We start from the raw sequence: 26600 nt of genomic DNA, 5'->3' as shown, positions 1-26600 counted from the left end.
ATTACTCTCCCTTCTTATCCGCTAACTTGATGCGCGGATCAATTAAGCTGTATGCAATATCGACAAGAAGGATGGATACTAGTAAAAGCACACTAAAGAATACAGTAACTCCCATAATAACGGAGTAGTCACGGTTTGTAATACTAGTTACAAAGTGCATTCCAAGTCCCGGAATACCGAAGATCTTCTCAATTACGAAACTTCCTGTTAAGATCGCGGAGATTAATGGCCCCATGTAGGACACAACAGGCATCATAGCGTTTCGAATCGTGTGTCGCACTGTAATTTCAGTCGAATTTAATCCTTTCGATTTTGCAGTCTTAATGTAGTCGTTACCTATTACTTCTAACATACTTGATCGGGTTAACCGAGCGATAAATGCCATTGGAGTGGATGCAAGTGCAAGAGCAGGTAGGATCGTGTGGGCGAAAGACTCCCAACGAGCAACCGGTAATACACTCCACTTAATCGCTAAAACATATTGTAGGCCTGAAGCCATAATAAAGCTTGGTACAGAGATTCCTAATACCGCAATAATCATTGCTGTATAGTCTTGCCATTTGTTATGTCGTAATGCTGCAACAGCACCTAATAGAACACCTAAAGCTAGAGCTAAGAAAATGGCTTCCATACCCAGTGCAAATGATACTGGGAAGCCTTCACTAATTAAATCATTTACGGACTGTCCTTTATACTTCAAAGATGGACCGAAGTCCCATTTAACAACGGAAATAAGATAATCGACATACTGCATAAATAATGATTTATCCAGCCCGTAGTATGCCTCTAAGTTTGCTTGAATGGCTGGCGGTAATTCCTTCTCACCTGAAAATGGTGAACCAGGGGCTGCCCTCATAAGGAAGAATGTTACGGTAACAATTACCCATAGCGTAAGCACCATGTAAAGGAGCCGCTTGCCGATATACTTTAACACGTTGGATACACCTCCAAAATATTACATAAAACCTCTTATAAGAAGAGAAGGTATATGAGGGAGAACCCTCATATACCTTACAAATCTTTCAAAAAAATTACTCGAAGTGAGCCCATTTCAGCTGAACATCACCAAGACCAGACATAACTACATCTTTAAGGTTCTCGTCTTGAACCCATGCGTTTGTGTAGAAGTAAATCGGTGCAATTGGCATTTCATCCATTAGGATGCCTTCAGCTTCTTTAAGCATTTCAGTACGTTTCTCAGAATCCGTTTCTGTTTGAGACTCTTCTAGAAGAGAAGCGAATTCTTCACTGTGCCAGCGCGTATCGTTGTTACCGCCTTTTTCTTTGTAAAGCTCAAGGAAGTTGATTGGATCGTTAAAGTCACCTAACCAACCCATACGGCCGATCTGGTAGTCACCTTGGTGAAGTTGGTCGATGTAAACTGCCCACTCAGCGTTGCTAAGTTCAACCTCAACACCTAAGTTCTCTTTCCACATGTCTTGAATTGCTTGTGCAATTTTAGCGTGAGATTCACTTGTGTTGTAAGAAAGTGTTACTGCAGGCATGTCTTCTACGCTGTCGTAACCAAGCTCTTCAATACCTTTTTGAAGGTGTTCTTTAGCTTTTTCAATGTTAACAGCATCGAAGTAACCTTCTTCGTTATCAGAGAACATTGTTGGAGGTACAGCTGCCATTGCTGGAACCTGACCTGCTTTCGTGATGTTCTCTACGATACCTTGACGGTCAATCGCATAAGCGAATGCTTTACGGATGTTTACATTGTTAAATGGTTCTTTTTCAGTGTGGAACTTATACCAATAAGTACCAGCAATTGGTTCAACGTTTAGGCTTCCATCTTCTTTAAGAGAAGGGATTGCCTCTGTTGGTAGAGAACCAAATGGAGAACCAGCCCAGTCAAACTCACCTTGTTTAAAGCTGTTTAGCTCTGTGTTGAAGTCGTTAATCATTGCAAATTCAATACGATCTAACTTAACTGCATCCTTGTCCCAATACTCTTCGTTTGGTTCAAGTGTGATTGAGTCATTATGACTCCACTCAGTCATTTTGAAAGGTCCGTTTGATACGTAGTTCTCACCAGCATCTGCGTACCATTCTTCATTTTCTTTAGCAATTTTGCTGTTTACCGGGAAGTAAGTATAGAAAGCTGTTAGCTCTAGGAAGTATGGAGTTGGGTTTTCAAGCTCAACCTCTAGAGTTTGTTCGTCAACTGCAGTAACTCCAACATCTTCTAGATTACCTTCACCAGTGTTCGCTGCTTCAGCGTTTTTAACATAGTAAAGCTGGTATGCATATTGAGAGTTATTATTTGGATCAAGAGCCCATTTCCAAGCATATTCGAAGTCTTGTGCTGTTACAGGGTCCCCGTTTGACCATTTCGCATCTTCACGAATTGTGAATGTGTATTTTTTAAGGTCATCAGAAGTTTCGATTTCAGAAGCCATTGCTTCTTGTGGTTCACCTTCAGGTCCGATACGAGTTAAACCTTCAAATGTTTGAAGTAGGACAGCTGAAGAAGTTGCATCATTTGCTAAACTTGGGTTAAGTGAGAATGGCTCACTCGCGATGTTTGCTTTAAACACTTGTTCTGCGGAGCTTTCGCCACCGTTATCACTTGTTGATTCACCGTTATCTCCGGAGTTGTCGCTTGTACCTTCTTCACCGCTGTCATCATCGCCGCCACATGCAGCAAGGATTACTGAGAAGACAAGCAAGATACTAAACAATAATAGCTTTTTCTTCATAATGTTTTCTCCCCCTATTGCGTTTTAAATTTCATTCCAGATTTTTAGATCCGCTAGGTCGGATCCGCAGTTGAAGAACCACCTCCTTAAATTTCTACGTTTTCTCACATTCACAATCACCCGATAATAGTAAATCTTCTGACAATTTGAATTGCAAGAAAATTAAAAGTGTTCGTCTGCCAGGTCTATGTAAGAGAACGAATCCTTATAGTCTTTTAGTTCAAGAAACACGTCTGTGGCTTCAATTCCATCCACCTTTGATAAGTACAAATCTGTGAACTCTATTAACCTTTCATTACTAGGAAAATAGGCTTGAATCATAATTTCGTACTTTCCAGCGAAGGCGCCGACGAATCGCACCTCTTTACAATCTGCTAATTCCATTGCAACTTTGTCCCTGTAACCAACCTTTGTCACAATCCCGATGATTGCTTGTACATGAAGACCAATTTTACTTGGATTCGTGTGGATCACAAATTCAAACACTCCACTTTCCATCATACGGTTAATGCGAAAGCGAACCTTCCCTTCACTAATACCGTATTGTTTAGCAATCTCTGTGTATGGTCTGCGGCCGTCTGCTTGCAATGATTGCAAAATTCGCAAATCTGTTTGGTCTAGTTTGAGCAATCCGATCATTCCCCTGCGATTTACGTAAGAAGTTAACAATTTGTTTACGATTTGTTAACAATTTTGACTGTTTTCATTATACACACATTTTTCTGATAGTTTCAATAGATTTTTTGATCCTTTCATCACCTCGCGAATTAATGTAAGCGCTACCAATGTCGTAATTTGTAGAAAATTGCGCTTTCGAAATTCGCAAAAAATTATGCGAAATGAGCATTTTACGATCACCTTCTCTTCACATCGTTTGTTTCTATGCGACTGTTCAAGTATAGATTAGGTTCGTTAAAAACTCGAAGCTTCAGCAGATCTTTTTGTGTGGGGGCCGTTGCATTTATGGAGTAATAGGGGTGTCCTCACTTTCCACAGCGAATAATTTCTCAGAACAAACACCCAGTTCTGCATGTACGCTGGACTTATATGGAACAGAAAAAGCGACCCAACTATGAGTTGGGTCGCTTTAGCTTTTTATGGCGTATAGTCTACATTTTCTGTATAGGAATTACCTGCGTTCCATAGAAGGAACTCATTAATGCCATTTTCATTTAATGCTCTGATTTGTGCTTCCACTTCCGCTTTTCCATATTGCTTCGTAGGACCACTATACAACCATGGTGCTTCAAAGTCTTGAATCCAAGGGCGTGAAGTTGGCGGGTCTTCAAGTTTTCCTAATACTTCATTTTCTACTTTCGCATACTCTGATACCAACTTATACGGTTCTTTGTCCGGGAAGGAAATTCCGAAATAAGATGTCCAGTGTGACGGATAAATCATAGATGAGATCACGTCAACATTCGATGCGATCTTAGAGAAGTTCTGACCAATTCCAGGAGCTTCTTTAATGGTAGCAGAATAACCGAAGATATCGACGGATACGTCAACATCATAACCACTCAATTCTTCACGCGCATATTCAACAAAGTCAGTAACAGCTGTTACACGCTTTTGAACATTGTCTCCTTCAATGTCAGCATAGTCTCCTTCATTATAGGAGAGAATGTCATCTCTACGTTCAAATCCTTCAGGGAATCGTACATAGTCAAACTGGATTTCCTGAAAGCCCATCTCTGCTGCTTTCTTCGCAAGCTCAACATTATAATCCCATACTTCTTTCATAAATGGATTTACGAAAGATTCCCCTTTTCCGTTCTTCCACACCTGACCATTTTCTGTAAAGGATAAATCAGGTCGCTTCTTAGCTAGCTTTGAATCTTTGAAAACCACAATACGTGCAATTGGGTAAATCTCTTCTTCTTCTAATGTTTCTAAGAGTTTACGGGGATCATCAATGTAATTCGTCCCTACATCTTCATAAGGAGATCCTTCTTCTGGCTGATACGTAATAATACCAGCATCCTCCTTAATATCAATAACCATACTGTTTAAGTCCGTCGTTTGAATTAGGTTAACTAGATTATCAAAACGAGCTCCTCCAGCACTTGGTCCCGTTACATATATGCCGCGAACAGCATCTGGGTATGTAAAATCTAAACCTGAATCATATACAAAACGTGGCAATCTTTCTGGTAATTCTAGTGTCTTCATGGTCATTTCTCGCTCGGTATGGAACTTAGCTTGTTGTCCGCTTTCCTCTTCGCCTTCAGCATGCGCCTTGGCAGTTGGAATGAAACTGAGCAGGAGAATACCAATGAGGAATAAAATCTTAAGTTGTTTGTTCTCCATCAACATCGACTCCTAAATGTGTAGTTATCCCTATTATAAAAGAGATCTCGCATCTTTTGGGAGCCTTTTTTAAATTTTTCCTTTTTTGTCATGGAACTTCCCTCCATTTCGCTAACAACAAAGAAAATTTTCCCATTTTTTTAATCCATGAAACCTATTTTTTTCAGATTCACCACTCTTTTTCTTTCTGCTATACTATGATTAACTTATGAAGAGGATGAACGATATGCTTTCATTTTTAAGAAACAAATGGTTATTCTTAGCTCTTAACGTCTCACTCAGCTTTTTTCTATGGCTATTTCTTTCCCCTATACCAAACCTTTTTTATTACATTAATGTCTTGTTCTACCTTTCTTTTATTTACATCGTAATAGCCACGATCCTTATTGTGGTTCGCGGTCGATTATTAGATGGTATCTTTAGAAGAAATAAGGAAGAGAATCATTCTACAGACAACGCTTCAACACCATCGTTTACATCTGCCATCTTTATTCGTTCCTTCCTATTTCAAGGAGCCCTATTAGGTTTTGCAATGGCTATTTCTTTAGCTGTTTATTATCAAATTTCATAAAGAAACTTGCATTTCGTACGATTTTTAACTATAATTCTTACACAATGTATATGAAGCGATGAGAAAGAGAGTACAATTCTCCCTCTGCATACAGAGAGTCTGTAACGGTGAGAGCAGGCAGCACGTTGAATTGGAAGTGGACTTTCGAGCTGTGTTTCAGAACACTAGTATGAAACACCGTAGCCTTGGCGATAACAGGTTTAAGAGGTCTTAAAGAATATCTTTAAGATCATTAGGGTGGCACCACGGTTCATTCGTCCCTACGTGATTAGACGTAGACGAATGGACCTTTTTTTATTGTCAGAAAAAATTAGATGAGGTGAACAATGATGAAAACAATCTTTTCAGGAATTCAGCCAAGCGGCACACTTACTATCGGAAACTACCTGGGTGCTTTAAAACACTTCCCAGCACTTCAGGAAGAAAATAACGCATACTTTTGTATCGTTGATGAACATGCAATTACAGTACCTCAGGATCGCTTAAAACTACGTGAAAACATCCGATCCCTTGCTGCGATTTACATTGCAGTCGGAATTGATCCAGAGAAGTCTACTTTATTTATTCAATCCGAAGTACCAGCGCATACTCAGCTAGGCTGGATGTTACAATGCGTTGCTTATATTGGTGAGTTAGAGCGTATGACTCAATTTAAAGACAAGTCTCAAAAGGCAAGCCGTGAAGGTGTATCTGCAGGTCTTCTTACGTACCCACCTCTTATGGCTTCAGACATCTTGCTTTATGGAACAGATATCGTACCTGTCGGAGAAGATCAAAAGCAACACCTTGAGCTAACACGTAATTTAGCCCAGCGCTTTAACAATAAATACAATGATATCTTTACGGTTCCTGAAGTAAGCATTTCAGAAGTAGGCGCTCGTATTATGTCTCTTCAAGACCCAACGAAAAAAATGAGTAAATCCGATGAGAATACAAAAGGATTTATCTCTATGCTTGATACAGAGAAACAAATGGAAAAGAAAATTAAAAGTGCTGTTACAGACTCAGAAGGTATCGTTAAATATGACAAAGAGAACAAACCTGGCATCTCAAATCTTCTGACCATTTACTCAAGCTTCAGCGGAGAAAGTATTGAAGCTCTAGAAGCTAAATATGATGGGAAAGGCTACGGTGACTTCAAACAAGGATGCGCAAACGCCGTAATTGAAGGCATGCGCCCGATCCAAGCACGTTATTATGAATTAATTGAATCAGACGAATTAGACGAAATCTTAGACCACGGTGCTGACAAAGCGAATTACGAAGCATCTAAGATGATTCGTAAAGCGAAGAAGGCGATGGGATTAGGAAGAGTTAAAAAGAAGAAATAAGATGGGAGAGGGCTCATTTTGATGAGCCCTCTATTTTTATGCATGCTTTCTGGACGTGCGGCGGCTCTTTCTGGACGTGCGGTGTGGCTTTCTGGCCGTGCGGCTTCTCTTTCTGGACGTGCCACCACCCTTTCTGGCCATCTGCAACCTCTTTCTAGCCGTCAGCTCAGTTAAATCCCCTCCACACAAAAAAGTATCCGTTCCTACTAATAGGACCGGATACTTTCATTAGACGCCTTTATTCACTTCTTGGTTCTGTTCTAGTTCCCATAACTTCTCAAAGAATGGTTGTCCTTTAACAAGCTTACGGCAAATGTCTTCATGATTCTTCGACCATCCTTCACTTAAGCCGTTATAAAGGAGTTGCCATGTCTGGTCAAAGCTAAGATTTTGCATGATACCGTATTGACCTGGGTCCCATTCTGTTAACCAGTAACGAACTTCTGATAAATTCTGTGTCGTTTGCAATTGATCAAGGGCCATCATTAACAATTGCTTTAGTTGACGTTCTTTCCGAGTAAGCCCAACCATTGTAACCGGATGCGGGGAAAGAATGTGATATTCTTTATCGTCATTACAAGCAAAGTTAAAGGATTCTGGCTTTTGCTGATCAATCATGTCATAAACAAGACGTTCTTGGCGTGGAATCAGTCTACTTTTACGAACAGGTAGGTTGTATCCCATTGTATCAACAGCAAGTACTGATGAACCATCTGTAACCACGAAGGCATATTCTACGGAAATTCGTTCTTGGTTTTTTCGTAGGTACGCTCGTTTGTATACCGCGTCTAGCAAGTCTTTAGGTAGGTCTTGGAGGTCGTTTTCTACATAGTGGTATAGTGCTTGATGTACATACAACAAAGGTACCTGGTCCAAGAGCTCGATTCCGTCTTCTTTACGCCATTCATGGAATGGACAAACGTTATACCCATTCTCTTCACCTTCAAACCAATTAACCCATACATCGTGTAGATATAGCATACGAAACCCTCACTTTATTAACGTTTTCTTCTGTAGAAATCAGTATGAACCAAGCACCACCGTTTTATTCGAAAAACCCCAACATTTAACAAGAATCTTGTGGGAATAGGTAAACTGCTATCGTGATGAAGAGAATACCAAAGGGTAAAAGATAACATTCAGGGCGTTCTTTAATGAAAATTAAATAATCCATCCAACTAAAACCTGCGGGTAAGAAATTCAAATATGCAATGATGGTTACACCACCAGACACAGCAAATCCGAAGCCAACTAAAAACAGAAATAACGGTACCATCTCATCGCCTCCACAGCCCGTCCCCATCTTTTTCTACTATATATATGCAGTCACCTACCCCCTCATACCAGCTTGTCCTGTCGAATATTGTGGCATAAAATACGCTCTTTACTTCACATTAAAGAAAGAGTACATTAATAAATAAGTGGTTTTTGGAGAGGAGGTACGAGGATGGCAGAAACTCGTCGAATTATCAGAAGACGTAAAAAGAAAAAACGCAAAAGAAGAATTCTGTCTTCCATCGTTGTTATACTTTTCTTAAGTACGGTTGCCTACACAACTTCTCAGTTCATTGCAGGGCAAGACATTGGCAGTGAATCTGGAGGTGGGTTCGATAAAGATGAAGCAGAAAAAACAAAAGAAGAATTCGAAGAACGTGATCAACCTGAAAACAGCGAAGTTAAACAAAAAGATGAAAAAGTAAATGTACTTCTTGTTGGAAGTGATTCAAGAGGAGAAGGGGATACCGCTCGTACCGATACGATTATGGTTGCTCAATATGACACAGGGGAAGGTACAGTAAAACTTGCCTCTTTTATGCGTGACTTATGGGTAGACATCCCTGAGGTTGGATATAACCGAATTAATGCTTCTTATTCAGAGGGAGGAATCGCTCTATTAACAGAAACCATTGAAAAGAATTTCGGATTGCATATTGACGATTATGCAGTCGTAAATTTTAATGGCTTTAAAGAAATTGTTGATATTATTGCCCCTGATGGAATTGAAATCGATGTAGAGAAACAATTGTATTATCAGTCTAGCGATGCCGATATCAATATAAATCCAGGAGTTCAGAAACTAAATGGCGAAGAACTTTTAGGTTATGCTCGTTTTAGAAACGATGCTAAAGGCGACTTTAACCGTGTATTAAGGCAACAAAAGGTTATCTCTGCACTAAAAGAAGAGCTTGTATCCATGACAAGCGTAACGAAGCTACCTAAAACAGTAGGTGCCCTCACCCAATACGTCAATACAAGCATGTCCACGAACGAATTGGTTCTTAATTACGGACGGAAGTTCTTACTTGATACACCTGAGAACATCGAAACGACAAGAATTCCAGCCGATGATGAGTGGTGGCCGATGACAACAAGTGCGGGTGCTGAAGTATTAGGTCATAATGAAAAACAAACACGTGAGACTGTTCAGGAATTCTTCAATAGTGAACAAGATTCCTCACAGACAGCTGAGAATACGAATACCGAAGAACCTTCTTAATGGTTTTAGGCATACAAAAAGCCTGTCTCTCTACAATAGAGAGGCAGGCTTTCTTTTTATTAATCCTGGTATTGTTTAAAGATTAGCGTAGCGTTATGGCCACCAAAACCTAGAGAGTTACTTACTACCGTATTCACATCACTCTTACGTGATTGGTTAGGCACGATATCAAGATCACAATCTGGATCTTCATTCTCATAGTTCGTTGTTGGAGGCAAGATATTATTCAAGATACTCTTGATTGAAATAACCGCTTCAATAGCTCCTGCTGCTCCAAGTAGGTGACCAGTCATGGATTTGGTAGAACTCATTGCTAGCTTATACGCATGATCTCCAAATACATTTTTAACCGCTTCTGTTTCAAACTTATCATTGAGAGCTGTCCCAGTACCGTGAGCGTTGACGTAATCAACAGCGTCCGGAGTAAGACCCGCATCTTCTAATGCCTGGTTCATCGCACGAGTAGCGCCTTCTCCATTTGGAGCAGGTGCTGTGATATGGTGTGCATCTCCAGTAGATCCATAACCCACGATTTCTGCATAGATTTTCGCTCCACGTTTCTTCGCTGATTCTAATGTTTCCATCACTAGTATTCCAGAACCTTCACCCATTACAAAGCCAGAGCGTTCTTTATCAAACGGTCGGCTTGCTTTGTTCGGGTCTTCAACTGGAGATAGTGCTTTCATTGAAGAGAATCCTGCAAATGACATTGGAGTTAGAGGTGCTTCTGCCCCACCTGCTATCATGTAATCAGCATCTCCGCGTTGGATCACTTTAAAGGCATCACCAATTGAGTTAGCACCAGATGCACAAGCTGTTACTGTACAAGAGTTAATCCCTTTCGCTCCAGTCGCAATGGAAACCTGGCCAGCTGCCATATCCGGAATTAACATAGGAACGAAGAATGGACTCACGCGGCGTGCCCCTTTGTCCATATACTTACGGAACTGTTCATCATATGTGGTCATACCACCAATACCAGAACCGATCCATACACCTGTACGATGAGCGATCTCTTCGTTAATGTCTAAGCCAGCATCTTTCACGGCCATTAGTGAAGCAGCTAACGCATATTGCGTGAATGGGTCCATCCGTTTTGCTTCTTTCTTGTCAAAGTAGTTACCAGGTTCGAAATCTTTCAGTTCTCCTGCAACATTTGCGCTAAATTCGCTAGCGTCTACCTTTGTAATCGGTGCAATACCCGAATTCCCTTCGACAATATTATTCCACATCGTTTCTACATCATTTCCTACAGGGGAGACGACTCCCATCCCTGTAATGACAACTCGTCTTGAATCCATAAACATGTCCTCCTTGAATTAAACTCCGTATCTTAGTGCAACAGCGCCCCATGTAAGGCCGCCACCAAATCCGACAAGTACAACTACATCATTATCTTTTATTTTACCGTTTTTTACGTTCTCTGATAAGGCAATTGGAATAGAAGCTGAGGAAGTATTTCCGTAACGCTTCACAGAAGTCGCCATCTTTTCTTCGGGAATCTCTAATCGTTGGCGCGCTGCTTCCATTATGCGAATATTCGCCTGGTGAGGAACTAAGAAATCAACTTCCTCTTTCGTCAGCCCTGCTTTCTCAAGCACCTTCATAGAAGATTCAGGCATTTGACGAACCGCAAATTTAAATACTTCACGTCCGTTCATTTGCAAGAACTCACCCTGGTTTTGGTAAAGGTAAGATGCGCCAGAACCGTCAGAACCAAGTTCAAAGGAAAGAACCCCTTTCCCTTCACTTACAGGCCCCATAACAGCTGCCCCTGCACCGTCACCGAATAACACACATGTGTTACGGTCTTCCCAGTCGGTGATCTTAGATAGTTTCTCTACTCCAACAATAAGTATATTTTTATAGGCACCTGTTTGAATGAACTGTGAAGCACTAATCATGCCATACATGAAGCCAGCACAAGCTGCAGCTAAGTCCATCGATGCTGCATTTGTAGCTCCTAAACGATTCTGCAGACGGTTTCCTACAGAAGGGAACAACGTTTCTCCTGTTACCGTAGCGATTAGAATTAAATCAAGGTCCTCCGCACTCACATTAGCATCCTCTAATGCGTTCACAGCGGCTTCATACGCAAGATCAGTTGTGTCCATATCATCTGAGGCAATACGACGTTCTTCAATACCAGTTCGAGTACGAATCCATTCGTCATTCGTATCAACGATCTTCTCCATATCAAAGTTGGTTAGTACGCGCTCAGGGACGTAGTGTCCAATCCCTAGAATACCTGCACTCTTCATATATTCATCCCCTTAAAGGTAGTAATAATATCTATTCTTATGACTTGGTACTAATAATAAGACATCTCAACTCCACATGCAAGCACAACCCCTCGTCACATTTAGACAGAAGCCCTCCCAAAACAACCCTCAATTCCATATGGTAGGAATAGGAGGTGATTGACCTATGACGAAGAAAACTTCACAGGAACAAGGAGACTTCGAGGCGTTTATGTTTGGAAGGCAGCCCCGGGCAAAGCAGAAAGAAGAAACATCAGAAGAGAAGCAAGCAGACACATCATTTGACTTCATCAATACAACCGAAACTCTTATGCAAACCTATCGACAGCTTTCACCATATATCAAGGAACTATCCGCCTTATTCAAAAAAACAAAATAATGGACATAAAAAAAGCTATCTACATGAGAGGGCTATGCTCGAGCCCCCTATGAATGATAGCTTTTTTAAGATTCATCTGGATTACTGACTTCATTTGGCAATAGACCCGTTTCCTTATACTCTTCTACTGCAGATGTAATAAGGTCCTTAATGTTCTCAGGGACTTGATCACCAAATTCACCAAGTGTGATTACGTTATCTTGGAAATCAAAGTTTAAAATACCGTCTGGTAATTTCCCTTTGTTATATTTCTCAGCAGCTAATACGTATAACTTGTCCACATGTTGCACTGTACTTGTAAGAACAGTGGAAGATCCTATGTTCGATTGGTCTGACACATATCCAATCGCATTTACATTATTCGATTTGGCCTCTTCAATAATGGGCACACTAAACCCATCACCAGCCGGATAGAATACGTCGACGCCCATCCTTTGCATACGTTCATAATAGTAGAGAGCACGGTCTGTATCATTCCAGCTATTTACATATTGAATGTTTACCTCAGCTTCTGGTTTTACGTAATTAACGCCTTCATAAAAGCCTTCTATCTCAGGCTGCCATTCGAACGCAGCTATGATTCCGACTTGGTTCGATTCCGTCATCTTAGCAGACAGCATCCCTCCAAAGAACCCCATCGCATGAGCATTAAAGTTTAAACTCGTTATATTCTTTCCTTTTACGCTTCCATTAAAATAAACAAACCGAATATCCGGATACTCCTGACGTAACTCTTGAAAATATTGTCCGTAACGACTCCCATGTCCGAATATCAAATTAACCCCTTTGTCTGCAAACTCTTCAATGGCTTGCTGGGTTTCTAATTGAGACTGTACACTTTCTTTAAAATAAACGTCTACATTCAGTTCTTCCTTGATCTTCAGAAGTCCTTCATAACCCTTCTGCCCCCAGGCTTGGTCATGAACTGTGCTTTCAACTAGCATACCTACTTTTTGGACCTTCCCCTGCCCAAATGTTTGGGTACAACCAGTTAGCGCAAGGACAAGGATACCCATAAAGAACAACCACCGTAACTTCACATCGAGCACCTCATTTACATCTGCTTACCATTCCATTTTATATTTAGTGATATTGTACCGTTAATCCTCTAATCCGTAAACGACAGGGGCTCATTGTTCATTAAAACTCTATAATTTATAATAAGTTGAAAATTTCTCTTCATGATCCATGACTTCTTTCCATCCCTTATTTACATCCACGCTTTCTTTTACGTACCACGTATCTTGGTGGTAGCCCCTTTGTTCCCCTGATGAAGGTTTAATTTCAATCCATTCTTTCTTAACGTTGTGATCGATGATCTCATGAACCCCCTTCACAAAATCATCAATATACAGCGCTTGTTCAGTGGTAGGTTCAACAAGTTTAGACATCCATGGACCGTAGACTTCAGAGGCATAAATAACCGAGCCTTTGACGGGTTTATTATCTCCAATTTTTATCGTCCACTGACCCTTTATAGGTATCTTAGACTCTCCTTTAGTTAACCGGTCTGCTATGTTAATAAGAAACAGATCCTCCCCTTCTGCTTCCTCCTTTACTTGATCGATGGAGTCAACAAAATGAAAGGAAGAATTTCTCCCCACATATAGGGATAACCACTCCTTTTGTTCGTTCCAATCATTGTCGATCCCTATTACAGTATGACCGTCGTTCAGCCACTTCTCTGTTAAATGAAAACCAATCCATTCAAAGCACCCCGAAATAATATAAGTCATCTTCATCCCCCTCCTCTATTACAGTTTATGAAGAGGTAAGGGGTTCATGTGACTTTAAAATACTTCGCTTATAAATGTACGTGATGACAGTGCTCTTGAAGACTCGAAACTGAACCCCTTCAGTGTAAATGAGGTCGCTGTTAACCGTTGCGATGCCTCGAATCTATATTTAGGATGTTTCGGCTTCATCCAATATAGGGGAGCCTTACATTTAAAAAGAATCTGTAAGGCTTTTTTCGTAGTTGTTCATGAATTTAATGATACTCTGGTTGATCCTAGGAAAAATCGGCTGTATGACTAGCTTTAATTCCAAATGACGGTTGTGTGACTGTTGTTTTTCCTCTAAGCGTCTTGAATGTTCATGAACGCTATAATGTGGGTTGGCCATATCATGAAAAACAAGAATCGGTGCTTGAATAGTAGGGAGATCATTCGTAATGATTTGATCTACTTCATTCTCCCCACAGGTGTATGCTTTGGAAATCTCTTTTTTTAATCGTTTAAAATATAGCTGATTTGTGCGTTCTTGAGCATATAAGGCTTTTAAATCTACGCAAGGTGTAACGAGAACAAATGAACGTATTGGGACTTCATATTTCTCTTGCCACCTTAGCGCAGCGAGGGCGCCCATTCCTTCTGCTACGACGTGAATATGGGGGTTTAAAATCTCTTGGCGAATGACGTGATGATAAACCCGGTTTAATAAGTTAACAGCCGGCTCACTTCCCCAGTGATTCCCGTAAATCCTACTTGTATATAAGGTGTATCCTTTGTCTAGTAACGCTTGCATCAAGGTTGCTCTCCCTTTATGCTCCCCCCAAAAAGAACGATCTTCCTCCACGTAATGTCCCGCATCCCCTAAATACAGTATTAGATAGCCATTAGGCTGTTCTGGTATGTGCAGTAAACAATGTTCTCGATCTAGTTGGAAAGAACGCGTAATTGCATTTTGCATGTGTTCTCATCCTTTATTTCAGGGTCATATCCACTATAATGTATGTAAGAACATTTAATTTGTATAGTTAGATGCCTTCATTTTACAAGTTCTTTCAGGAAGATTGCGTTTTATATTTATTTTATTGTAAACGTTTGATAAACTAAGATCAGAATGTCAAAGTTGAGGTGAAGAACATGCGTTTAATTTGGTCTATTTTCTGGGCGTTCCTACTGAGTTGCATGACTGTATACGTTGTAAACAGTATGGACGGACTAGCTTTTAACATGACTCAAGCCATTGTCCTTACGATCGTATTCACCGTAGCTGTTGTTTTATTAGGCGAAGGTGCATTAGCCGAAGATAAGGAATAAAAAAAATCCTCCTTCCAAGTTAAGGAAGGGGGATTTTCACGTTTATTTTACGGTTTACGTTTTGGAGACCAAACGCGGTCCTGGTTTGAATTGGACGGAAACTTATCGCCAGCATTCAAACGAATTTGTTTAGGTTCTTTTACCATGCTGCCTGTTTCTCCAATTTCTACATAGATTCCATTATTCGGTGCTTTGTCACCGTGTTTAAATTGATGTCTTTGTCCCATGTGCTTAACTCCTTTACACGAGTGATAAGGATAGTTTGGCACAGAGAGATGGTTTTATACATCTAATACCACGGCAACGCACTGATCGCAACAAGAGCTGCAAGAGGAAGAATGAGGCGACGAAATCTCGGAGGTGGCGTGTAACCATATCCATATGGCGCACCAGTACCATAACCACCTGCGTATGGAGGACCATACCCATACTGTCGCTGATTAGGCGCTGATAATTGTTGTGGAGATCCATCCTCTAAGGTGTCACTGTCTGACAAAGGGACAGCTATATAAACGTAATCTCCATCAACACCTGTCACAATTCCATCAATATTCTGACCATCCACCAGCTCTGCTAAGACATATTGATTCATATGTTGATTGCATAGTGAATACATATGGTGATAATTCGTGGATGGATTTTTTTTATTTCGCTTCTTCACCCGGGCCACCTCCTCTTTACTAGTAGGATATTCACCCACATAAAAAGTGTGAAGAGCGAGAATAGATTTATGTATTTCCTTTAGGGAGGATTATGAACATGCTCGATCAATTATGGACGCTTATTCAATACTTATTTTTAGGGATTTTCCAAGGGTTCACGGAACCTATTCCGATCTCATCAAGTGGCCACCTTATTATGGTCAAAGATTTATTTAACATTATAGGACAAGGTTTAACGTTTGAGGTGCTTGTTAACTTCGGCTCTCTTCTTGCTGTTTTTATTGTTTACAGAAACGATTTAGCTCGGTTAATTGTAAGCGGATTTGGCTTTTTGTTTCAAAAGAAACGAGATGACGCAACCACACGTGATTTTCGATTTATCATTTATTTAATAATCGGAACCATTCCTGCTGGTGTCATTGGGGTCTTATACGGAGATGCGATTGAAGGTACATTTGGAGAAAGTGCTAGTATGGTTGGAATTACACTAATCGTAACTGGTATAGCTCTTTGGGTCATTCGTAACTTGCGTGGTAGTCGCGGTGATGGGGATATGACCATTAAAGATGCGCTTATTATTGGACTAGCTCAGTCTGTTGCTTTAATACCAGGCATTAGCCGCTCTGGAGCAACAGTTGTCGCTGCTATGCTACTTGGTTTAAAGCAAACGACAGCACTTCGCTTTTCCTTTTTACTTTATGTGCCTGTTAGTCTAGGGACCGTTATTCTAAAAGGAGAGGCGATTATGAATACACCGTCTAACCTTTACATTCCTTACGTCCTTGCTTTCTTAGGTTCTATTGTAGCGTCTTATTTTGCCCTGAAATGGTTTATTAACGTTATGAAGAACAACAATCTTAAATATTTTGCGTTCTATTGCTTCATTGTAGGAGCGCTAGCGATTCTATTCTTATAAGACAGAGTAAAGCAGTCCCGTTTCACAGGAACGGGATTGCTTTTTTCTATGCTAAATTATAAAAAGAGTTGACGCTTGCGGACTTTAAAGATATACTGAAAATAATTCTCAATGATAATGATTATCATTTTCCGTTACCCCCCTAACGGAATCCAATGACCCCGAGAAAAAGAGACCGTCTCAAGTGTGAGACGGTCTCTTTTTCATTTGTTATATTTCAACCATTTATACCTCATCCGCAATGGTTCGTATAATATGAGCGGCCATTTCATTCTGAGAAGGATGAGCCGCGAATAGTGATTGCAAATTGCTTACCGACTGCTTCAGCTTGACGGGAATGGCTAGCATGGAAATAATATCTTTAGCCCCTTCTCCAACTGCAGAAGCTCCAAATAGGATTCCCTGCTCATTGTAGACAACTTTAATCCAACCGTCGCTCCCTCCTTCAATCATATGGACGTAATTTCGGCTTTTTATGGAAAAAGTTCGCACCTTTAACTTAGAGCTTTCCGACTTACTTAATCCAATACTCGCTACTTCTGGCCATTGATGAAAAGACAACGGTAAATCTTCCAATAATAGAGGTGCTTCTTGTTTTCCATCAATATGTAATACTGCCTGCCTTGCTTTAGCTTGTGCATAAACAGCCGCTACACTTAGATCCGCATCCCCAACAACATAGATATGACTTTGATTGGTTTGGCCTGTTGATCCATCTATAGAATGTTCGTCCACCTCTGCATTGGCTAATGTCAACCGATCTAGATTAGAGAGGAAGGATGGGACGATATAAGCACATTGAGCTGTAACATGGGAGCCATCTTCTCTTGAGATGTGTATTCGGCCTCTCTCTTCCTTAACGCCTGTTGCAACCGGTCCTCGATAAATATGGACGCCCCTCTTTTCATAATGGCTCAATAAGTAGTCAGAGAGATCTTCTTCAAAGATCCTCGCGTTTGGTCCATCTTCTGGCACAATCCAATCCACCTTTACTTGAGCCAAGCTGAATACATTAACCGCTTCAAACCCAATCGGTCCATCACCTATGACAACGATTGATTCTGGCCATCTTTTCAATTGATGCATCGAATGAAAAGACATCAGTTTGTCTCCGTATGGATGAAGGGATTGTGGAAAAGCTGGACGAGATCCAACAGCTATGATGAAATAATCCCCTTCAATGGTTTCACTCTTTTCCCCGTTCTCTATATTGATCTTATAGGGTGAAAGGAACGCCACCTTGCCTAGCTTCGTTCGAACACCTGAATGCTGTAAGAGATCGATTTGCTCCGACATCCACTTCGTATGTACAGACTGTGCATAAGCATTTAACTCTTGAGGAGTTACATCTCTAGTCTTTCCTAATAGGGATTGCCACACCGCAGCATCGTTCATTTTCCAAGCACCAGCTGGCTGTTCTGATACAAGATAAACTTCTTCAAAGCGAGAACTTGCGGTAAGGGCAGCTTCGATCCCAGCTGGACCTCCACCTATGACAATGACTCGTCCCTTCTTCATAAAACTCCCTCCTTCACTGTTTACCGTTCATGATACGTAACATGTTCTCACCTTACAACCCAATTGAAACTGTGGTTAAGCGTTTGAAATATAGGATTTCAGGGCAAATTACAATCAAAAGGAGGGATGACACATGCTCTGGACGATCTTAGTAATCTTGCTAATACTTTGGTTATTTGGTTTCTTATTCGAAATCGCAGGCGGTATCATTCATATTCTGTTAGTTGTCGCTCTGGTTGTACTGATCTATCGATTAATTAAAGGGCGAAAACCTTAACATTACAACGAATATACACAACGAGGGTGAACTCCATTAGGGGTTCACCCTTTTTATTCATATTAAAAAGTCTCCCTCTAGTTTTAGAGGGAGACTTTTTTACACTTACGATTGTGGCGGGATGAATGCGACCGTGTCACCGTCGCTAAGTTGTGTATCCATGTCTTTGTATTCATCATTTACCGTTACTTGTGCGTGATCCAAATCAAGCACGTTGTAGTTTTCTTTTAATGTGGATTTTACGTGAGACACCGTTTGCCCACCTGCTTCAATCTCTACACTTTCACGACCTGCCGCTTCTTGGAATTGAGCGAATAGTAATACTTTTACCATGATGAGTCCTCCTTAAAAGGGAGATTGATTCTCCACTTATTTTTATTGAATGGCTTTAATTGTGTATTTCCCATCACCTTTAAGTGAAAGGGTAACTTACAATTCTATGTACCACTTTGTTCCAACACGTAAACCATCAAAAGCGCATGCGCCCGTTTAGCAACGTATAGACTGGACTGAACCATAAAAAAAAGAACCTTCTGCTTCGATGGCAGAAGGTTCTTCTTGTTTAAAAATCAATCTGGAATGCCTAGCGCGATTTTCGCGTAGCGGGACATTTTATCTTTCGTCCACGGTGGACTCCATACAATATTAACGTTTACGTCTTTAAGTTCTGGAAGGTCTGCTAATACGCGTTTAACGTCAGCTTCAATTGTTCCAGCAAGCGGGCACCCCATAGCTGTTAGTGTCATCGTAACTTGTCCAACGCCTTCGTCGTCAATATCAACGCCATATATCAAGCCAAGGTTGACAATATCAATGCCAAGCTCGGGGTCAATTACATTCTCAAGTGCACCCATCATGTTATCGTGCAAAGTCTGATCCATGAATACTCGTTCCCCTTTCATCTAATCTATTCTTATTATAACGAAAAACTAACCATTTTGAAACAGGACCGTTTACAGATGCATGTCGAACCAATTCACGGCTTCTGTAATGGCATAAATAGAAACTTTATGATCGCGGCCCATTTCCCTACGAAAACGAATGTTTTCTGGATTCTTATAATGAGCAATCGCGTTGTTATAAAAACTATAGGAATGGTCAAATGGAACAACGTTATCTTCTTCTCCGTGCCAGAAGAATAAAGGACGACCAAATAACTTATCAACTTGTTTGCTTAAGTCAATAGAAGCGAGATCCCTTATTAGCTTATGTTGGTCTTCCTCAGAGAATGGTAAGTCTATATTCATTTCTTTTAACGTTGCCACTTGCTCTTCTGCAAATCGAACAGGCTGTGGAGAACCCATCAATACTGCAGCCACCTTAATCCAATCGTACTGAGTAAGGGCAGCACTTGTTGTGATGCCTCCCATACTTGTACCAGCTAAACCAAAGCGTCCATCGAGAAGTAGCCCTTCTTGATCAAGTGTTTCTTTAATAAGAGGAAGTTCTTTAAGGTTTTCTGCCACCACTTCCCATAAACGATACTTGATTTGTTGATTGCTCAACCCTTCTTCTCGCTCTCCATGTAGCATACAGTCCGGAAGTACAACGCGGAAGCCTTTTTCAGCTAAGAAGTACGCGAAGGATAGGTTCTGTTCTTTCCGACTCGTAATGCCATGAATATAGGTTACGACAGGTAATGGCTTGTTTTCTTTCTCAGAATCAACAACGACTAATGCGGGTATGTGTTCAAATTTCTTTCTGTATATGCCAATCACGATGTATTTCCCTTCCTTTGTGCATAAAATATGTATAGCATTTCTTTCCGTATTTTACTAATTTATATGGTTTATCGTAACACTTTCCTTTTTGATTGAAAAGAAAAACGGCCCCTATAGTTCTTTACAGATGGTAGAATCAAGATATACACTTAAATTCAGGATGAGGTGGTGAAAGCAATGGAAAAACATTTAATCGCTCTAGACTTAGACGGAACACTGCTAAGCGATCAGAAGACAATTAGTGAACGAAACAAACAAGCGATCCAAAAAGCTCGAGATGCAGGTCATGTCGTGTGTATTGCAACAGGACGTCCACACAGAGCCAGTATTAATTATTATCATGAGATGGAACTCGACACACCAATGGTGAACTTTAACGGTGCCTTAATTCACCATCCCTTAAACCATAATTGGGACTCGATTCATTCGCCAATGTCCATTCGAACGGCTCGGGAAATTATACATACGTGTCATGAGGTTGGGGTTCGAAATATTCTTGCTGAAGTACGAGATGAAGTGTACTTGGATCAATATGATCAGGAAATTTTGGATATCTTCCATACAACAGATACACCTATCACAATCGGAAGCATTAAGAATCATTTAAAAGAAGATCCTACCTCTATACTGATTCATCCAAGTGTGGAACAGGTTAAACACATTCGGGATCACCTCGACGAAAAGCATGCTACGATGATTGAACATCGCAAATGGGGAGCGCCTTGGCATGTTATTGAAATCGTACGTGCAGGACTAAATAAGGCTGTAGGTCTCAATAAGATTGCTCACTATTATCACGTCCCTAAAGAGCGCATAATTGCGTTTGGAGATGAGGATAACGATTTAGAAATGCTTGAATATGCTGGAGTTGGGGTAGCCATGGATAACGCCTTAAGCGAACTTAAGGACGTCTCTAATGAGGTCACAAGTTCAAATGAGCAAGATGGCGTTGCGGTCTTTTTAGAACACTATTTGAATTTAAAATAAGGATTTCTCCAAATTTTTCAATACATGTACAGAAGGCATTTGCTCATACTAAGCTTGAACACAGCAACACGTTGTGTTCGAGCTTTTTTAATCCGCGAGGTGATGAAAGGTGAGCAAAAAAAGTAAATCGAAACGATTTGTTCAGCAAGGAAAAGATTCTGTTAAAAAGCACGATGAGCGTTTTCCATATCGACAAACATTTGCCGATGTAGAACGCGACAGTGAAGAAGACGATCATAACTCTGTGGGAGGTCTTTAATGATGCAGAATAACTTATTCCAGCAAGCAAAAAGTGCCGTAAATAACATCACTAACCGCAATGGTGAAGCGAAGGAGAAAAACATCCAAACAGCGAAGAACTGTATTAACTCAGCTCGCGCTAACGCTTCCCAAGAAGAACAAGCTCAGCTTCAGCAGCTCGAATCAGAAATCGAGCGTCACCAAGGATTAAAATAACACAGCTCAAAAAGAGCCTGCCCTCTAATCAGAAGGCAGGCTCTTTAACGCGGAGAAGTATTACAGAGTGCCAGACACCCTTCAGCGCTCTAAAGAAAAGATGCGTGCCAGACACCCTGCAATTCACTAAAGCACAGAAGCGTGTCTGGCACGCTCCTTTTTAGGTGGAGTATTTTGTGGTGTCATTGGTGGGTGGTGTCATCTGAAGGAGCTTAAAGACATATACGTAGCCGATTACGGTCACTCCTGTTAATACCCAACTCATCACTTGTCGTAATATAAGTGCTTGATCAAAAGCTTCGACACCATATTGCATAACTAGCCAAGCCTTCCATCCAGCGAAAACGAGCTCACGAAAGACAAAAACAAACGTGATTAGCTGAAACACTAAGAACACTTTCTTCTTCATAAATTTCGCTTTTAAAGCTTTTCGGTTCTGCCCCTGCATTTCCATAACATCTAACATCAAATAAAGAGCTATTGGCTTTCGGATCAGCATACTCCCTAAGAAAATTCCGCCCCCTAATAAAGCAAAATATACCCGATTCCATAAGAGCTGTATGGCTGAACCGGCTAATACATCGAATAACGTTCCCACTACCAAATTAGCCAGCATGAAAATCCCAAAGAACTGAACCTTCTTCACCGCTTTAAATCGAATAAAGGTGTAAACAATCCCTGGAACTGAAGACAAGAGCATCGCATAGTAGTCTCCAATGTCATCACGTATAAAGTTCCAAACGACAAGGGGGAATACGATATAACAAATCAAATCCCATACCACTATATTTTTTTGATTCATCTTGCACCTACTTTTTTCGTTTTGTCCACTCATCTAGTTTAACAAGTGATACTCCAAAAGCAAGATGTCCGACTAACCAATAAGATATAGCAGTCAAATCATCAAAGGCTGGCGTTTCTTTAATCGCAAGATCTGTAAGGGGAAAATACGTTAACGCTGCCAAAGCGGTTAACACTAAAGCTGTTGCCCATCTAGAAGTAGCTCTTCCATCCGTTTGATACTTGATCCAAGCTAAATAGACAATAGCGATCGACCAGGCAATGATCAGATGAAAGAACCACTCCATATAAATTGGCCAATCAATGTCCCCCATAATTGGTATAAAATCCACATTTAAAAGTAATGTATACACGTTCTTTCCTGTAGCATACTCAAAGATCCATAACACAAAACCTAAAATAAATCCCGTTGCCGTCCCGAGCCATAGTCCCTTCTTAATCATTTCTATCCACCCATTTCTCTATTAATTGAATACGTTCATTATATGAGAAATATACCCTTTCCACTTCAAACAATCGGTTCAGACAGCCTATTCAACTACCTTTATTGTAGCAAAACCCTCCCCTATATTTTCACGATAGTTGTGAGCGTTCCATGACGAATAGGTCTTCCTTTTGTGCGAACAGAATGTTTCGTGCTAATATGAGTATGGATACTATACAAGAGGAGGTATTCCTTATGACTGTACAGGCAAAAGAAACCCCTAACCCAAATGCGATTAAATTTGACAGTGACCGAATGATCTTCGAAGGAAATGGAAGTGTATCGGTTATGCCTGGTCAAACGAGTGACCACAGTATTCTAAATGACCTAATGTCACTAAATGGTGTTGATAACGTATTTGGATTCCAAAACTTTATCACAGTGAACAAGAAAAATGATGCATCATGGGATGAACTTAAACAACAAGTCATTGATACAATTGAAAACCATGGGTATTAAATCTTATCCTGCATGATGAAATACGAAAAAGGCTGTCCCTTAACGGGACAGCCTTTTTTAAGTATAGATTATTTAAATGTTTCAAGTTTAACAAATTTTTGATTCGTTACTGACCCATCTTTAGCGCTGATCTCATACAACATAAGCGTTAATGTACCACTCGTTGGAAGTTGATCTTCAGAAATCTCGACGTTAAATTCAAATTCACCCCAACCTGGAGCTCCTTCACTTACTTGTACAGGTGTGTCCATCACTAACACTTGATGTCCATCCTCGACATTATACATAAAGCTTCCTTCGAACACACGAGCTTCACCAGAAACCGTATATTGACCTTTTTCTCCCTCTACCTTCACATTACGGAAGGCTTGGTTTTCTGAAGGAATCTCAAAGGCTTTTTGTACTTGAAACGGCTTCGCTTCAATGGTTTGACCATTCATCTTCATTGGCAATAACGTAATCTCAGCACTATATGTACCAGGTTGTACGCGCTCACCAGCTTGGTCATAGTTCCATGATGATGTAAATGTTAATTCTTTAGAAGGTTTGATCTCTTCTGAAACCACTGCTTCTGTAAAGGACTTGCCTTCAGAATAACGGTAAACTTCTCCACCTTTTTCATTTTTAACGATGATCTCGTACTGTTGACCAGAAGAGAAATTAAGGTTAACACCTTTTTCACCATTGTTCTTCAAACTAAAGTCAAAGGCCACTTTCTCCGTTTCTGGGTTTACTGTAGCTGTCATTTCGACTTGTTCTAGTAGTGTCTGTAAGTCGACCTCTTCAGCAGAGTCTTGCTTGGTGTCCTCTTTTGGTTCTTCTGACTCTTCTGATTCTGTTTTTTCTTTTGTTTCCTCATTCGTTTCCTCGGTTGCTTCCTCGCTACTCACGTTTTCTGTCTCCTCGTTGCCATTTGCTTTTGACTCACCGGAGCTAGCACAACCAGCAGCAACAAACAACATTGCCATGATGATAACAAGAAATTTCTTCATCCTTGTCACTTCCCTTTCTATTAAATTCCACCCTGTTCATTTGTCGTTCTACCCATTCATTTCGTTACACTTTTATCCATCTCTTCTGAAGAACCCGAATATACCTGTTGTTTGCACGATATTCGTGAAGGCATGTGGGTCAACATCTTTAATCGTATGTTCAAGATCATACAATTCATAACGCGTGATAACCATAATCAACATGTCCTTTTCTTGATTGGTAAAAGCACCTCGTGCTGGAACTTTTGTAATCCCACGAACCATTTTTGAATGAATAGCTCGTTGCAAGGCTTCTGCCTCGGTTGTAATAATCATCGCTGTCAATTTCTCATGTCTCGTATGAACGGCATCAATAACACGGGTCGATACATAAAGTGTCACAATGGTATAAAGAGCTTTTTCTTCATCATATAGCAAGCCTGCTAGTATGATAATCAATCCATTTAAAAGAAAGAAATAAGTTCCTATCGGACGATCTTTTATACGGGATAACACCATCGCCACAATATCCATACCACCTGTTGAAGCACCCCACTTCAATGTAAGACCGACACCTAATGCTCCAATCACACCACCAAATACTGAATTTAACAAAATATCAGTTGATAGTTGTTTAACAGGAATCACTTCAAGGAAGAATGTGGTAAATACAACTGAAATGATACTATAAATTGTAAACCCTTTTCCTACTTTATACCATCCTAAAATAATAACCGGTATATTTAAAATAAAGAGTAGAACACCGGTCGTAATCCCAAAACCTATATAATCCTGCATAGCACTTGAGAGCAGCTGGGCAACTCCAGTAAACCCACTTGCATAAACATTTGCCTTAATAAGGAAGAAGTTTAGTGAGATGGAATTTAATATAGCCCCTAGTATAACAATAATAATTCGTTTGATTTCTGGAAGAAACATGACGCCCTCCTAAGCTCTAAATTTCTGTTCTGTACGTGTAAAGATCTATACTATGATGAGTCTCTCTTCTCTGTATATCATAAAACCCCCACCCTTTAAACCACTTTTTGCTAAATGCTTTGACTATCCTCTCTGCTACGATTACACTTATGACAATAGGACCACGGTCTAAACCACATTAATCTAGTATTCATTATATATTATAGAAAAGGGTGAAAGTATGTCTGTACGAATTATTGCTGATTCTGCTTGCGACTTGCCTACATCTGTTTTGGAGGAACATGGTATAACACGCCTTTCCCTAACGGTACACTTAGACGGTCAAGACTATAAAGACGGTGAAACGATTCAGCCTAAAGAAGTCTATGACGCGATGCGGAACGGGAAAGCTCCTAAAACGTCCCAAGTCTCCCCTCAAAGTTTCAAAGAACTGTTCGAGCACTTTGCTAGAGAAGGACAGGACTGCCTTTACCTTGCGTTTTCTCAAGCGTTGTCAGGTACGTATCAAACAGCTAAGATGATGCAACAAGAAGTACAAGAAACGTACCCAGATTTCAATCTTCAAGTCGTTGATACACATTGTGCTTCTCTTGGGTATGGACTTGTTGTTCTCCGTGCTGCAGAACTTGCCAAAGAAGGCAAATCACTTGATGAAGTTAAAGAGCTCTCCACCTATCATTTAGAACATATGGAACACATCTTCACTGTTGATGATTTAGAATACTTAAAACGCGGAGGCCGCGTCAGTAAGGCAGCAGCATTCTTTGGTTCTATGTTAAAGATCAAGCCACTTCTTCACGTTGAAAATGGTCAACTCATTCCACTTGAAAAAATACGTGGCTCTAAGAAAGTACTCAAGCGAATGACTGAAGTTATGGAAGAGAGAGGCGTCGATTTGGCGGATCAACCCATTGCCATAAGTCATGGAGATGATCTAGAACGAGCTGAACAACTAGCCGAATTGATTCGTGCACAGTTCGGAACGAAAGATATTCATATTCATCAAGTAGGAGCCTCTGTTGGCGCACATGCTGGTCCTGGCACGATTGCTTTATTTTTCTTAAATGCGCCTTATAAATAATCTACCCTCTTTTCACACAATCTAATGATGTGTTCTTACCATTAGATAAAAGAGGTGTCTGATATGGCAACGAGAAATACTGGCGACAACAATAAGAAAGCATTAGATAATAATGCAAAGAGAGCCCACAAAAACGAACAACGAGAAGCCGCTCGTCAAAACGGCGAGCGTCAATTTTCAAAGAAAACCGATCATAAGTAATGAACAAAAACGCCTGAGGAAAAGCTCCTCAG

The 26600-nt window shown here is 40.5% G+C and carries 34 protein-coding genes and 1 other annotated feature; of the genes, 13 read left to right on the top strand and 21 right to left on the bottom strand.

The window, feature by feature from the left end; genetic code table 11:
- Position 1: 1 nt before the first annotated feature.
- From IEW76_RS13495 to IEW76_RS13480, 4 genes are all read right to left on the bottom strand, one after another.
- Positions 2-934 carry an ABC transporter permease gene (locus IEW76_RS13495; protein WP_036784907.1) on the bottom strand — a complete coding sequence of 311 codons (933 nt, stop codon included), beginning with the start codon at positions 932-934 and terminating at the stop codon, positions 2-4.
- A 97-nt stretch (positions 935-1031) separates the two neighbouring features.
- Positions 1032-2702, bottom strand: coding sequence for a peptide ABC transporter substrate-binding protein (locus tag IEW76_RS13490; RefSeq protein ID WP_188654662.1), 1671 nt, complete (start codon positions 2700-2702; stop codon positions 1032-1034).
- A gap of 162 nt (positions 2703-2864) precedes the next feature.
- On the bottom strand, positions 2865-3332 hold the full coding sequence (locus tag IEW76_RS13485; RefSeq protein WP_188654660.1) for an Lrp/AsnC family transcriptional regulator: 468 nt from the start codon (positions 3330-3332) through the stop codon (positions 2865-2867).
- Between the two features lie 465 nt (positions 3333-3797).
- The gene (locus tag IEW76_RS13480; protein WP_188654657.1) at positions 3798-5012 is read right to left on the bottom strand and encodes a putative glycoside hydrolase; all 1215 of its coding nucleotides are present in this window, start codon (positions 5010-5012) and stop codon (positions 3798-3800) included.
- 226 nt (positions 5013-5238) lie between these two features.
- Here IEW76_RS13480 and IEW76_RS13475 point away from each other — a divergent pair, with 226 nt between their 5' ends.
- Positions 5239-5583: a DUF3899 domain-containing protein gene (locus tag IEW76_RS13475; protein ID WP_188654655.1), complete on the top strand. Its 345-nt coding sequence runs from the start codon at positions 5239-5241 to the stop codon at positions 5581-5583.
- Positions 5584-5632: 49 nt separating this feature from the next.
- Positions 5633-5848, top strand: a binding site (T-box leader).
- A 64-nt stretch (positions 5849-5912) separates the two neighbouring features.
- On the top strand, positions 5913-6914 hold the full coding sequence (trpS, locus tag IEW76_RS13470; protein ID WP_188654775.1) for a tryptophan--tRNA ligase: 1002 nt from the start codon (positions 5913-5915) through the stop codon (positions 6912-6914).
- Between the two features lie 228 nt (positions 6915-7142).
- Here trpS and IEW76_RS13465 read toward each other — a convergent pair whose 3' ends face one another.
- Together IEW76_RS13465 and IEW76_RS13460 are read right to left on the bottom strand one after the other, a co-directional pair.
- On the bottom strand, positions 7143-7895 hold the full coding sequence (locus tag IEW76_RS13465) for a YjbA family protein (protein ID WP_188654653.1): 753 nt from the start codon (positions 7893-7895) through the stop codon (positions 7143-7145).
- 85 nt (positions 7896-7980) lie between these two features.
- Positions 7981-8190, bottom strand: a complete 210-nt coding sequence (locus IEW76_RS13460) for a YuzI family membrane protein (RefSeq protein WP_036784923.1) — start codon at positions 8188-8190, stop codon at positions 7981-7983.
- A gap of 171 nt (positions 8191-8361) precedes the next feature.
- Here IEW76_RS13460 and IEW76_RS13455 point away from each other — a divergent pair, with 171 nt between their 5' ends.
- Positions 8362-9411, top strand: coding sequence for an LCP family protein (locus IEW76_RS13455; protein WP_188654651.1), 1050 nt, complete (start codon positions 8362-8364; stop codon positions 9409-9411).
- A 59-nt stretch (positions 9412-9470) separates the two neighbouring features.
- Here IEW76_RS13455 and fabF read toward each other — a convergent pair whose 3' ends face one another.
- Both fabF and IEW76_RS13445 read right to left on the bottom strand, forming a co-directional pair.
- Entirely contained in the window at positions 9471-10712 is a 1242-nt protein-coding gene (gene fabF, locus IEW76_RS13450) for a beta-ketoacyl-ACP synthase II (RefSeq protein WP_188654649.1), read from the bottom strand.
- An 18-nt stretch (positions 10713-10730) separates the two neighbouring features.
- Positions 10731-11672 (bottom strand): beta-ketoacyl-ACP synthase III, encoded by a 942-nt coding sequence (locus IEW76_RS13445; RefSeq protein WP_188654647.1) that lies wholly within the window; start codon positions 11670-11672, stop codon positions 10731-10733.
- 166 nt (positions 11673-11838) lie between these two features.
- Between IEW76_RS13445 and IEW76_RS13440 the strand changes: the two genes are divergently transcribed.
- Positions 11839-12051 (top strand): hypothetical protein, encoded by a 213-nt coding sequence (locus IEW76_RS13440; protein ID WP_188654645.1) that lies wholly within the window; start codon positions 11839-11841, stop codon positions 12049-12051.
- Between the two features lie 65 nt (positions 12052-12116).
- On the opposite strand, the gene IEW76_RS13435 is transcribed toward IEW76_RS13440, so the two are convergent.
- The 3 genes from IEW76_RS13435 to IEW76_RS13425 all read right to left on the bottom strand — a co-directional run bounded on the left by IEW76_RS13435 (position 12117) and on the right by IEW76_RS13425 (position 14742).
- Complete coding sequence (locus tag IEW76_RS13435; protein ID WP_229721237.1) at positions 12117-13091, bottom strand: BMP family ABC transporter substrate-binding protein; 975 nt, start codon at positions 13089-13091, stop codon at positions 12117-12119.
- Between the two features lie 108 nt (positions 13092-13199).
- The gene (locus tag IEW76_RS13430) at positions 13200-13787 is read right to left on the bottom strand and encodes a hypothetical protein (protein WP_188654643.1); all 588 of its coding nucleotides are present in this window, start codon (positions 13785-13787) and stop codon (positions 13200-13202) included.
- Positions 13788-13998: 211 nt separating this feature from the next.
- Complete coding sequence (locus IEW76_RS13425; RefSeq protein WP_188654642.1) at positions 13999-14742, bottom strand: alpha/beta fold hydrolase; 744 nt, start codon at positions 14740-14742, stop codon at positions 13999-14001.
- Positions 14743-14918: 176 nt separating this feature from the next.
- Between IEW76_RS13425 and IEW76_RS13420 the strand changes: the two genes are divergently transcribed.
- A complete protein-coding gene (locus IEW76_RS13420; RefSeq protein ID WP_188654640.1) occupies positions 14919-15095 on the top strand; it encodes a YjzD family protein in 177 nt (58 codons plus the stop codon).
- 47 nt (positions 15096-15142) lie between these two features.
- Here IEW76_RS13420 and IEW76_RS13415 read toward each other — a convergent pair whose 3' ends face one another.
- Positions 15143-15322: a YjzC family protein gene (locus tag IEW76_RS13415; RefSeq protein WP_036784941.1), complete on the bottom strand. Its 180-nt coding sequence runs from the start codon at positions 15320-15322 to the stop codon at positions 15143-15145.
- A 62-nt stretch (positions 15323-15384) separates the two neighbouring features.
- Positions 15385-15756: a hypothetical protein gene (locus IEW76_RS13410; RefSeq protein ID WP_229721236.1), complete on the bottom strand. Its 372-nt coding sequence runs from the start codon at positions 15754-15756 to the stop codon at positions 15385-15387.
- 92 nt (positions 15757-15848) lie between these two features.
- On the opposite strand from IEW76_RS13410, the gene IEW76_RS13405 reads away from it, so the two are divergent.
- Positions 15849-16673, top strand: a complete 825-nt coding sequence (locus IEW76_RS13405; protein ID WP_188654638.1) for an undecaprenyl-diphosphate phosphatase — start codon at positions 15849-15851, stop codon at positions 16671-16673.
- 225 nt (positions 16674-16898) lie between these two features.
- On the opposite strand, the gene IEW76_RS13400 is transcribed toward IEW76_RS13405, so the two are convergent.
- Complete coding sequence (locus tag IEW76_RS13400) at positions 16899-18191, bottom strand: FAD-dependent oxidoreductase (protein WP_188654635.1); 1293 nt, start codon at positions 18189-18191, stop codon at positions 16899-16901.
- A gap of 133 nt (positions 18192-18324) precedes the next feature.
- Between IEW76_RS13400 and IEW76_RS13395 the strand changes: the two genes are divergently transcribed.
- On the top strand, positions 18325-18468 hold the full coding sequence (locus tag IEW76_RS13395; protein WP_156969177.1) for a lmo0937 family membrane protein: 144 nt from the start codon (positions 18325-18327) through the stop codon (positions 18466-18468).
- Positions 18469-18573: 105 nt separating this feature from the next.
- Here the strand turns inward: IEW76_RS13395 and IEW76_RS13390 are convergent, their stop codons facing one another.
- The 3 genes from IEW76_RS13390 to IEW76_RS13380 all read right to left on the bottom strand — a co-directional run bounded on the left by IEW76_RS13390 (position 18574) and on the right by IEW76_RS13380 (position 20186).
- Positions 18574-18801, bottom strand: coding sequence for a MoaD/ThiS family protein (locus IEW76_RS13390; protein ID WP_036784948.1), 228 nt, complete (start codon positions 18799-18801; stop codon positions 18574-18576).
- A 236-nt stretch (positions 18802-19037) separates the two neighbouring features.
- Positions 19038-19349 carry a metal-sulfur cluster assembly factor gene (locus tag IEW76_RS13385; RefSeq protein ID WP_036784950.1) on the bottom strand — a complete coding sequence of 104 codons (312 nt, stop codon included), beginning with the start codon at positions 19347-19349 and terminating at the stop codon, positions 19038-19040.
- Between the two features lie 72 nt (positions 19350-19421).
- Positions 19422-20186 carry a prolyl oligopeptidase family serine peptidase gene (locus IEW76_RS13380; RefSeq protein WP_188654633.1) on the bottom strand — a complete coding sequence of 255 codons (765 nt, stop codon included), beginning with the start codon at positions 20184-20186 and terminating at the stop codon, positions 19422-19424.
- A gap of 180 nt (positions 20187-20366) precedes the next feature.
- On the opposite strand from IEW76_RS13380, the gene IEW76_RS13375 reads away from it, so the two are divergent.
- From IEW76_RS13375 to IEW76_RS13365, 3 genes are all read left to right on the top strand, one after another.
- Entirely contained in the window at positions 20367-21176 is an 810-nt protein-coding gene (locus IEW76_RS13375; protein WP_188654631.1) for a Cof-type HAD-IIB family hydrolase, read from the top strand.
- Between the two features lie 109 nt (positions 21177-21285).
- Positions 21286-21435, top strand: a complete 150-nt coding sequence (locus IEW76_RS13370; RefSeq protein ID WP_188654629.1) for a hypothetical protein — start codon at positions 21286-21288, stop codon at positions 21433-21435.
- Entirely contained in the window at positions 21435-21632 is a 198-nt protein-coding gene (locus tag IEW76_RS13365; protein WP_052115069.1) for a DUF3813 domain-containing protein, read from the top strand. The genes IEW76_RS13370 and IEW76_RS13365 overlap by 1 nt, the downstream gene beginning before the upstream one ends.
- A 160-nt stretch (positions 21633-21792) precedes the next feature.
- Here IEW76_RS13365 and IEW76_RS13360 read toward each other — a convergent pair whose 3' ends face one another.
- Both IEW76_RS13360 and IEW76_RS13355 read right to left on the bottom strand, forming a co-directional pair.
- Positions 21793-22434, bottom strand: a complete 642-nt coding sequence (locus tag IEW76_RS13360; protein ID WP_188654627.1) for a VC0807 family protein — start codon at positions 22432-22434, stop codon at positions 21793-21795.
- Positions 22435-22441: 7 nt separating this feature from the next.
- Positions 22442-22876: a hypothetical protein gene (locus IEW76_RS13355; RefSeq protein ID WP_188654626.1), complete on the bottom strand. Its 435-nt coding sequence runs from the start codon at positions 22874-22876 to the stop codon at positions 22442-22444.
- Positions 22877-23112: 236 nt separating this feature from the next.
- Here IEW76_RS13355 and IEW76_RS13350 point away from each other — a divergent pair, with 236 nt between their 5' ends.
- The gene (locus IEW76_RS13350; protein ID WP_188654624.1) at positions 23113-23376 is read left to right on the top strand and encodes a NifU N-terminal domain-containing protein; all 264 of its coding nucleotides are present in this window, start codon (positions 23113-23115) and stop codon (positions 23374-23376) included.
- Positions 23377-23444: 68 nt separating this feature from the next.
- Here IEW76_RS13350 and IEW76_RS13345 read toward each other — a convergent pair whose 3' ends face one another.
- Together IEW76_RS13345 and IEW76_RS13340 are read right to left on the bottom strand one after the other, a co-directional pair.
- A complete protein-coding gene (locus IEW76_RS13345) occupies positions 23445-24368 on the bottom strand; it encodes a BsuPI-related putative proteinase inhibitor (RefSeq protein WP_188654622.1) in 924 nt (307 codons plus the stop codon).
- A 72-nt stretch (positions 24369-24440) separates the two neighbouring features.
- Positions 24441-25286: a YitT family protein gene (locus tag IEW76_RS13340; protein WP_188654620.1), complete on the bottom strand. Its 846-nt coding sequence runs from the start codon at positions 25284-25286 to the stop codon at positions 24441-24443.
- Between the two features lie 220 nt (positions 25287-25506).
- Here IEW76_RS13340 and fakB point away from each other — a divergent pair, with 220 nt between their 5' ends.
- Positions 25507-26367: a DegV family protein gene (gene fakB, locus IEW76_RS13335; RefSeq protein WP_188654618.1), complete on the top strand. Its 861-nt coding sequence runs from the start codon at positions 25507-25509 to the stop codon at positions 26365-26367.
- A gap of 63 nt (positions 26368-26430) precedes the next feature.
- Entirely contained in the window at positions 26431-26568 is a 138-nt protein-coding gene (locus IEW76_RS13330; protein WP_188654616.1) for a DUF3941 domain-containing protein, read from the top strand.
- Positions 26569-26600 lie beyond the last annotated feature (32 nt).

The sequence above is a fragment of the Pontibacillus salipaludis genome (assembly GCF_014642405.1).
GTDB classification, from domain to species: domain Bacteria; phylum Bacillota; class Bacilli; order Bacillales; family BH030062; genus Pontibacillus; species Pontibacillus salipaludis.
This window is presented reverse-complemented; position numbering and strand designations above follow the sequence as displayed.

Excerpts from the sequence above, each read along its gene's own strand:
- IEW76_RS13455 (WP_188654651.1), top strand. The coding sequence starts at position 8,362 with ATGGCAGAAACTCGTCGAATTATCAGAAGACGTAAAAAGAAAAAACGC.
- IEW76_RS13460 (WP_036784923.1), bottom strand. The coding sequence starts at position 8,190 with ATGGTACCGTTATTTCTGTTTTTAGTTGGCTTCGGATTTGCTGTGTCT.
- IEW76_RS13475 (WP_188654655.1), top strand. The coding sequence starts at position 5,239 with ATGCTTTCATTTTTAAGAAACAAATGGTTATTCTTAGCTCTTAACGTC.
- IEW76_RS13385 (WP_036784950.1), bottom strand. The coding sequence starts at position 19,349 with ATGGATCAGACTTTGCACGATAACATGATGGGTGCACTTGAGAATGTA.
- IEW76_RS13465 (WP_188654653.1), bottom strand. The coding sequence starts at position 7,895 with ATGCTATATCTACACGATGTATGGGTTAATTGGTTTGAAGGTGAAGAG.
- IEW76_RS13365 (WP_052115069.1), top strand. The coding sequence starts at position 21,435 with ATGATGCAGAATAACTTATTCCAGCAAGCAAAAAGTGCCGTAAATAAC.
- IEW76_RS13350 (WP_188654624.1), top strand. The coding sequence starts at position 23,113 with ATGACTGTACAGGCAAAAGAAACCCCTAACCCAAATGCGATTAAATTT.
- IEW76_RS13345 (WP_188654622.1), bottom strand. The coding sequence starts at position 24,368 with ATGAAGAAATTTCTTGTTATCATCATGGCAATGTTGTTTGTTGCTGCT.
- IEW76_RS13425 (WP_188654642.1), bottom strand. The coding sequence starts at position 14,742 with ATGCAAAATGCAATTACGCGTTCTTTCCAACTAGATCGAGAACATTGT.
- IEW76_RS13430 (WP_188654643.1), bottom strand. The coding sequence starts at position 13,787 with ATGACTTATATTATTTCGGGGTGCTTTGAATGGATTGGTTTTCATTTA.
- IEW76_RS13390 (WP_036784948.1), bottom strand. The coding sequence starts at position 18,801 with ATGGTAAAAGTATTACTATTCGCTCAATTCCAAGAAGCGGCAGGTCGT.
- IEW76_RS13405 (WP_188654638.1), top strand. The coding sequence starts at position 15,849 with ATGAACATGCTCGATCAATTATGGACGCTTATTCAATACTTATTTTTA.
- fakB (WP_188654618.1), top strand. The coding sequence starts at position 25,507 with ATGTCTGTACGAATTATTGCTGATTCTGCTTGCGACTTGCCTACATCT.
- IEW76_RS13415 (WP_036784941.1), bottom strand. The coding sequence starts at position 15,322 with ATGGGACAAAGACATCAATTTAAACACGGTGACAAAGCACCGAATAAT.
- IEW76_RS13395 (WP_156969177.1), top strand. The coding sequence starts at position 18,325 with ATGCTCTGGACGATCTTAGTAATCTTGCTAATACTTTGGTTATTTGGT.
- IEW76_RS13480 (WP_188654657.1), bottom strand. The coding sequence starts at position 5,012 with ATGGAGAACAAACAACTTAAGATTTTATTCCTCATTGGTATTCTCCTG.
- IEW76_RS13400 (WP_188654635.1), bottom strand. The coding sequence starts at position 18,191 with ATGAAGAAGGGACGAGTCATTGTCATAGGTGGAGGTCCAGCTGGGATC.
- IEW76_RS13330 (WP_188654616.1), top strand. The coding sequence starts at position 26,431 with ATGGCAACGAGAAATACTGGCGACAACAATAAGAAAGCATTAGATAAT.
- IEW76_RS13375 (WP_188654631.1), top strand. The coding sequence starts at position 20,367 with ATGGAAAAACATTTAATCGCTCTAGACTTAGACGGAACACTGCTAAGC.
- IEW76_RS13440 (WP_188654645.1), top strand. The coding sequence starts at position 11,839 with ATGACGAAGAAAACTTCACAGGAACAAGGAGACTTCGAGGCGTTTATG.
- fabF (WP_188654649.1), bottom strand. The coding sequence starts at position 10,712 with ATGGATTCAAGACGAGTTGTCATTACAGGGATGGGAGTCGTCTCCCCT.
- IEW76_RS13490 (WP_188654662.1), bottom strand. The coding sequence starts at position 2,702 with ATGAAGAAAAAGCTATTATTGTTTAGTATCTTGCTTGTCTTCTCAGTA.
- trpS (WP_188654775.1), top strand. The coding sequence starts at position 5,913 with ATGAAAACAATCTTTTCAGGAATTCAGCCAAGCGGCACACTTACTATC.
- IEW76_RS13340 (WP_188654620.1), bottom strand. The coding sequence starts at position 25,286 with ATGTTTCTTCCAGAAATCAAACGAATTATTATTGTTATACTAGGGGCT.
- IEW76_RS13420 (WP_188654640.1), top strand. The coding sequence starts at position 14,919 with ATGCGTTTAATTTGGTCTATTTTCTGGGCGTTCCTACTGAGTTGCATG.
- IEW76_RS13355 (WP_188654626.1), bottom strand. The coding sequence starts at position 22,876 with ATGATTAAGAAGGGACTATGGCTCGGGACGGCAACGGGATTTATTTTA.
- IEW76_RS13360 (WP_188654627.1), bottom strand. The coding sequence starts at position 22,434 with ATGAATCAAAAAAATATAGTGGTATGGGATTTGATTTGTTATATCGTA.
- IEW76_RS13445 (WP_188654647.1), bottom strand. The coding sequence starts at position 11,672 with ATGAAGAGTGCAGGTATTCTAGGGATTGGACACTACGTCCCTGAGCGC.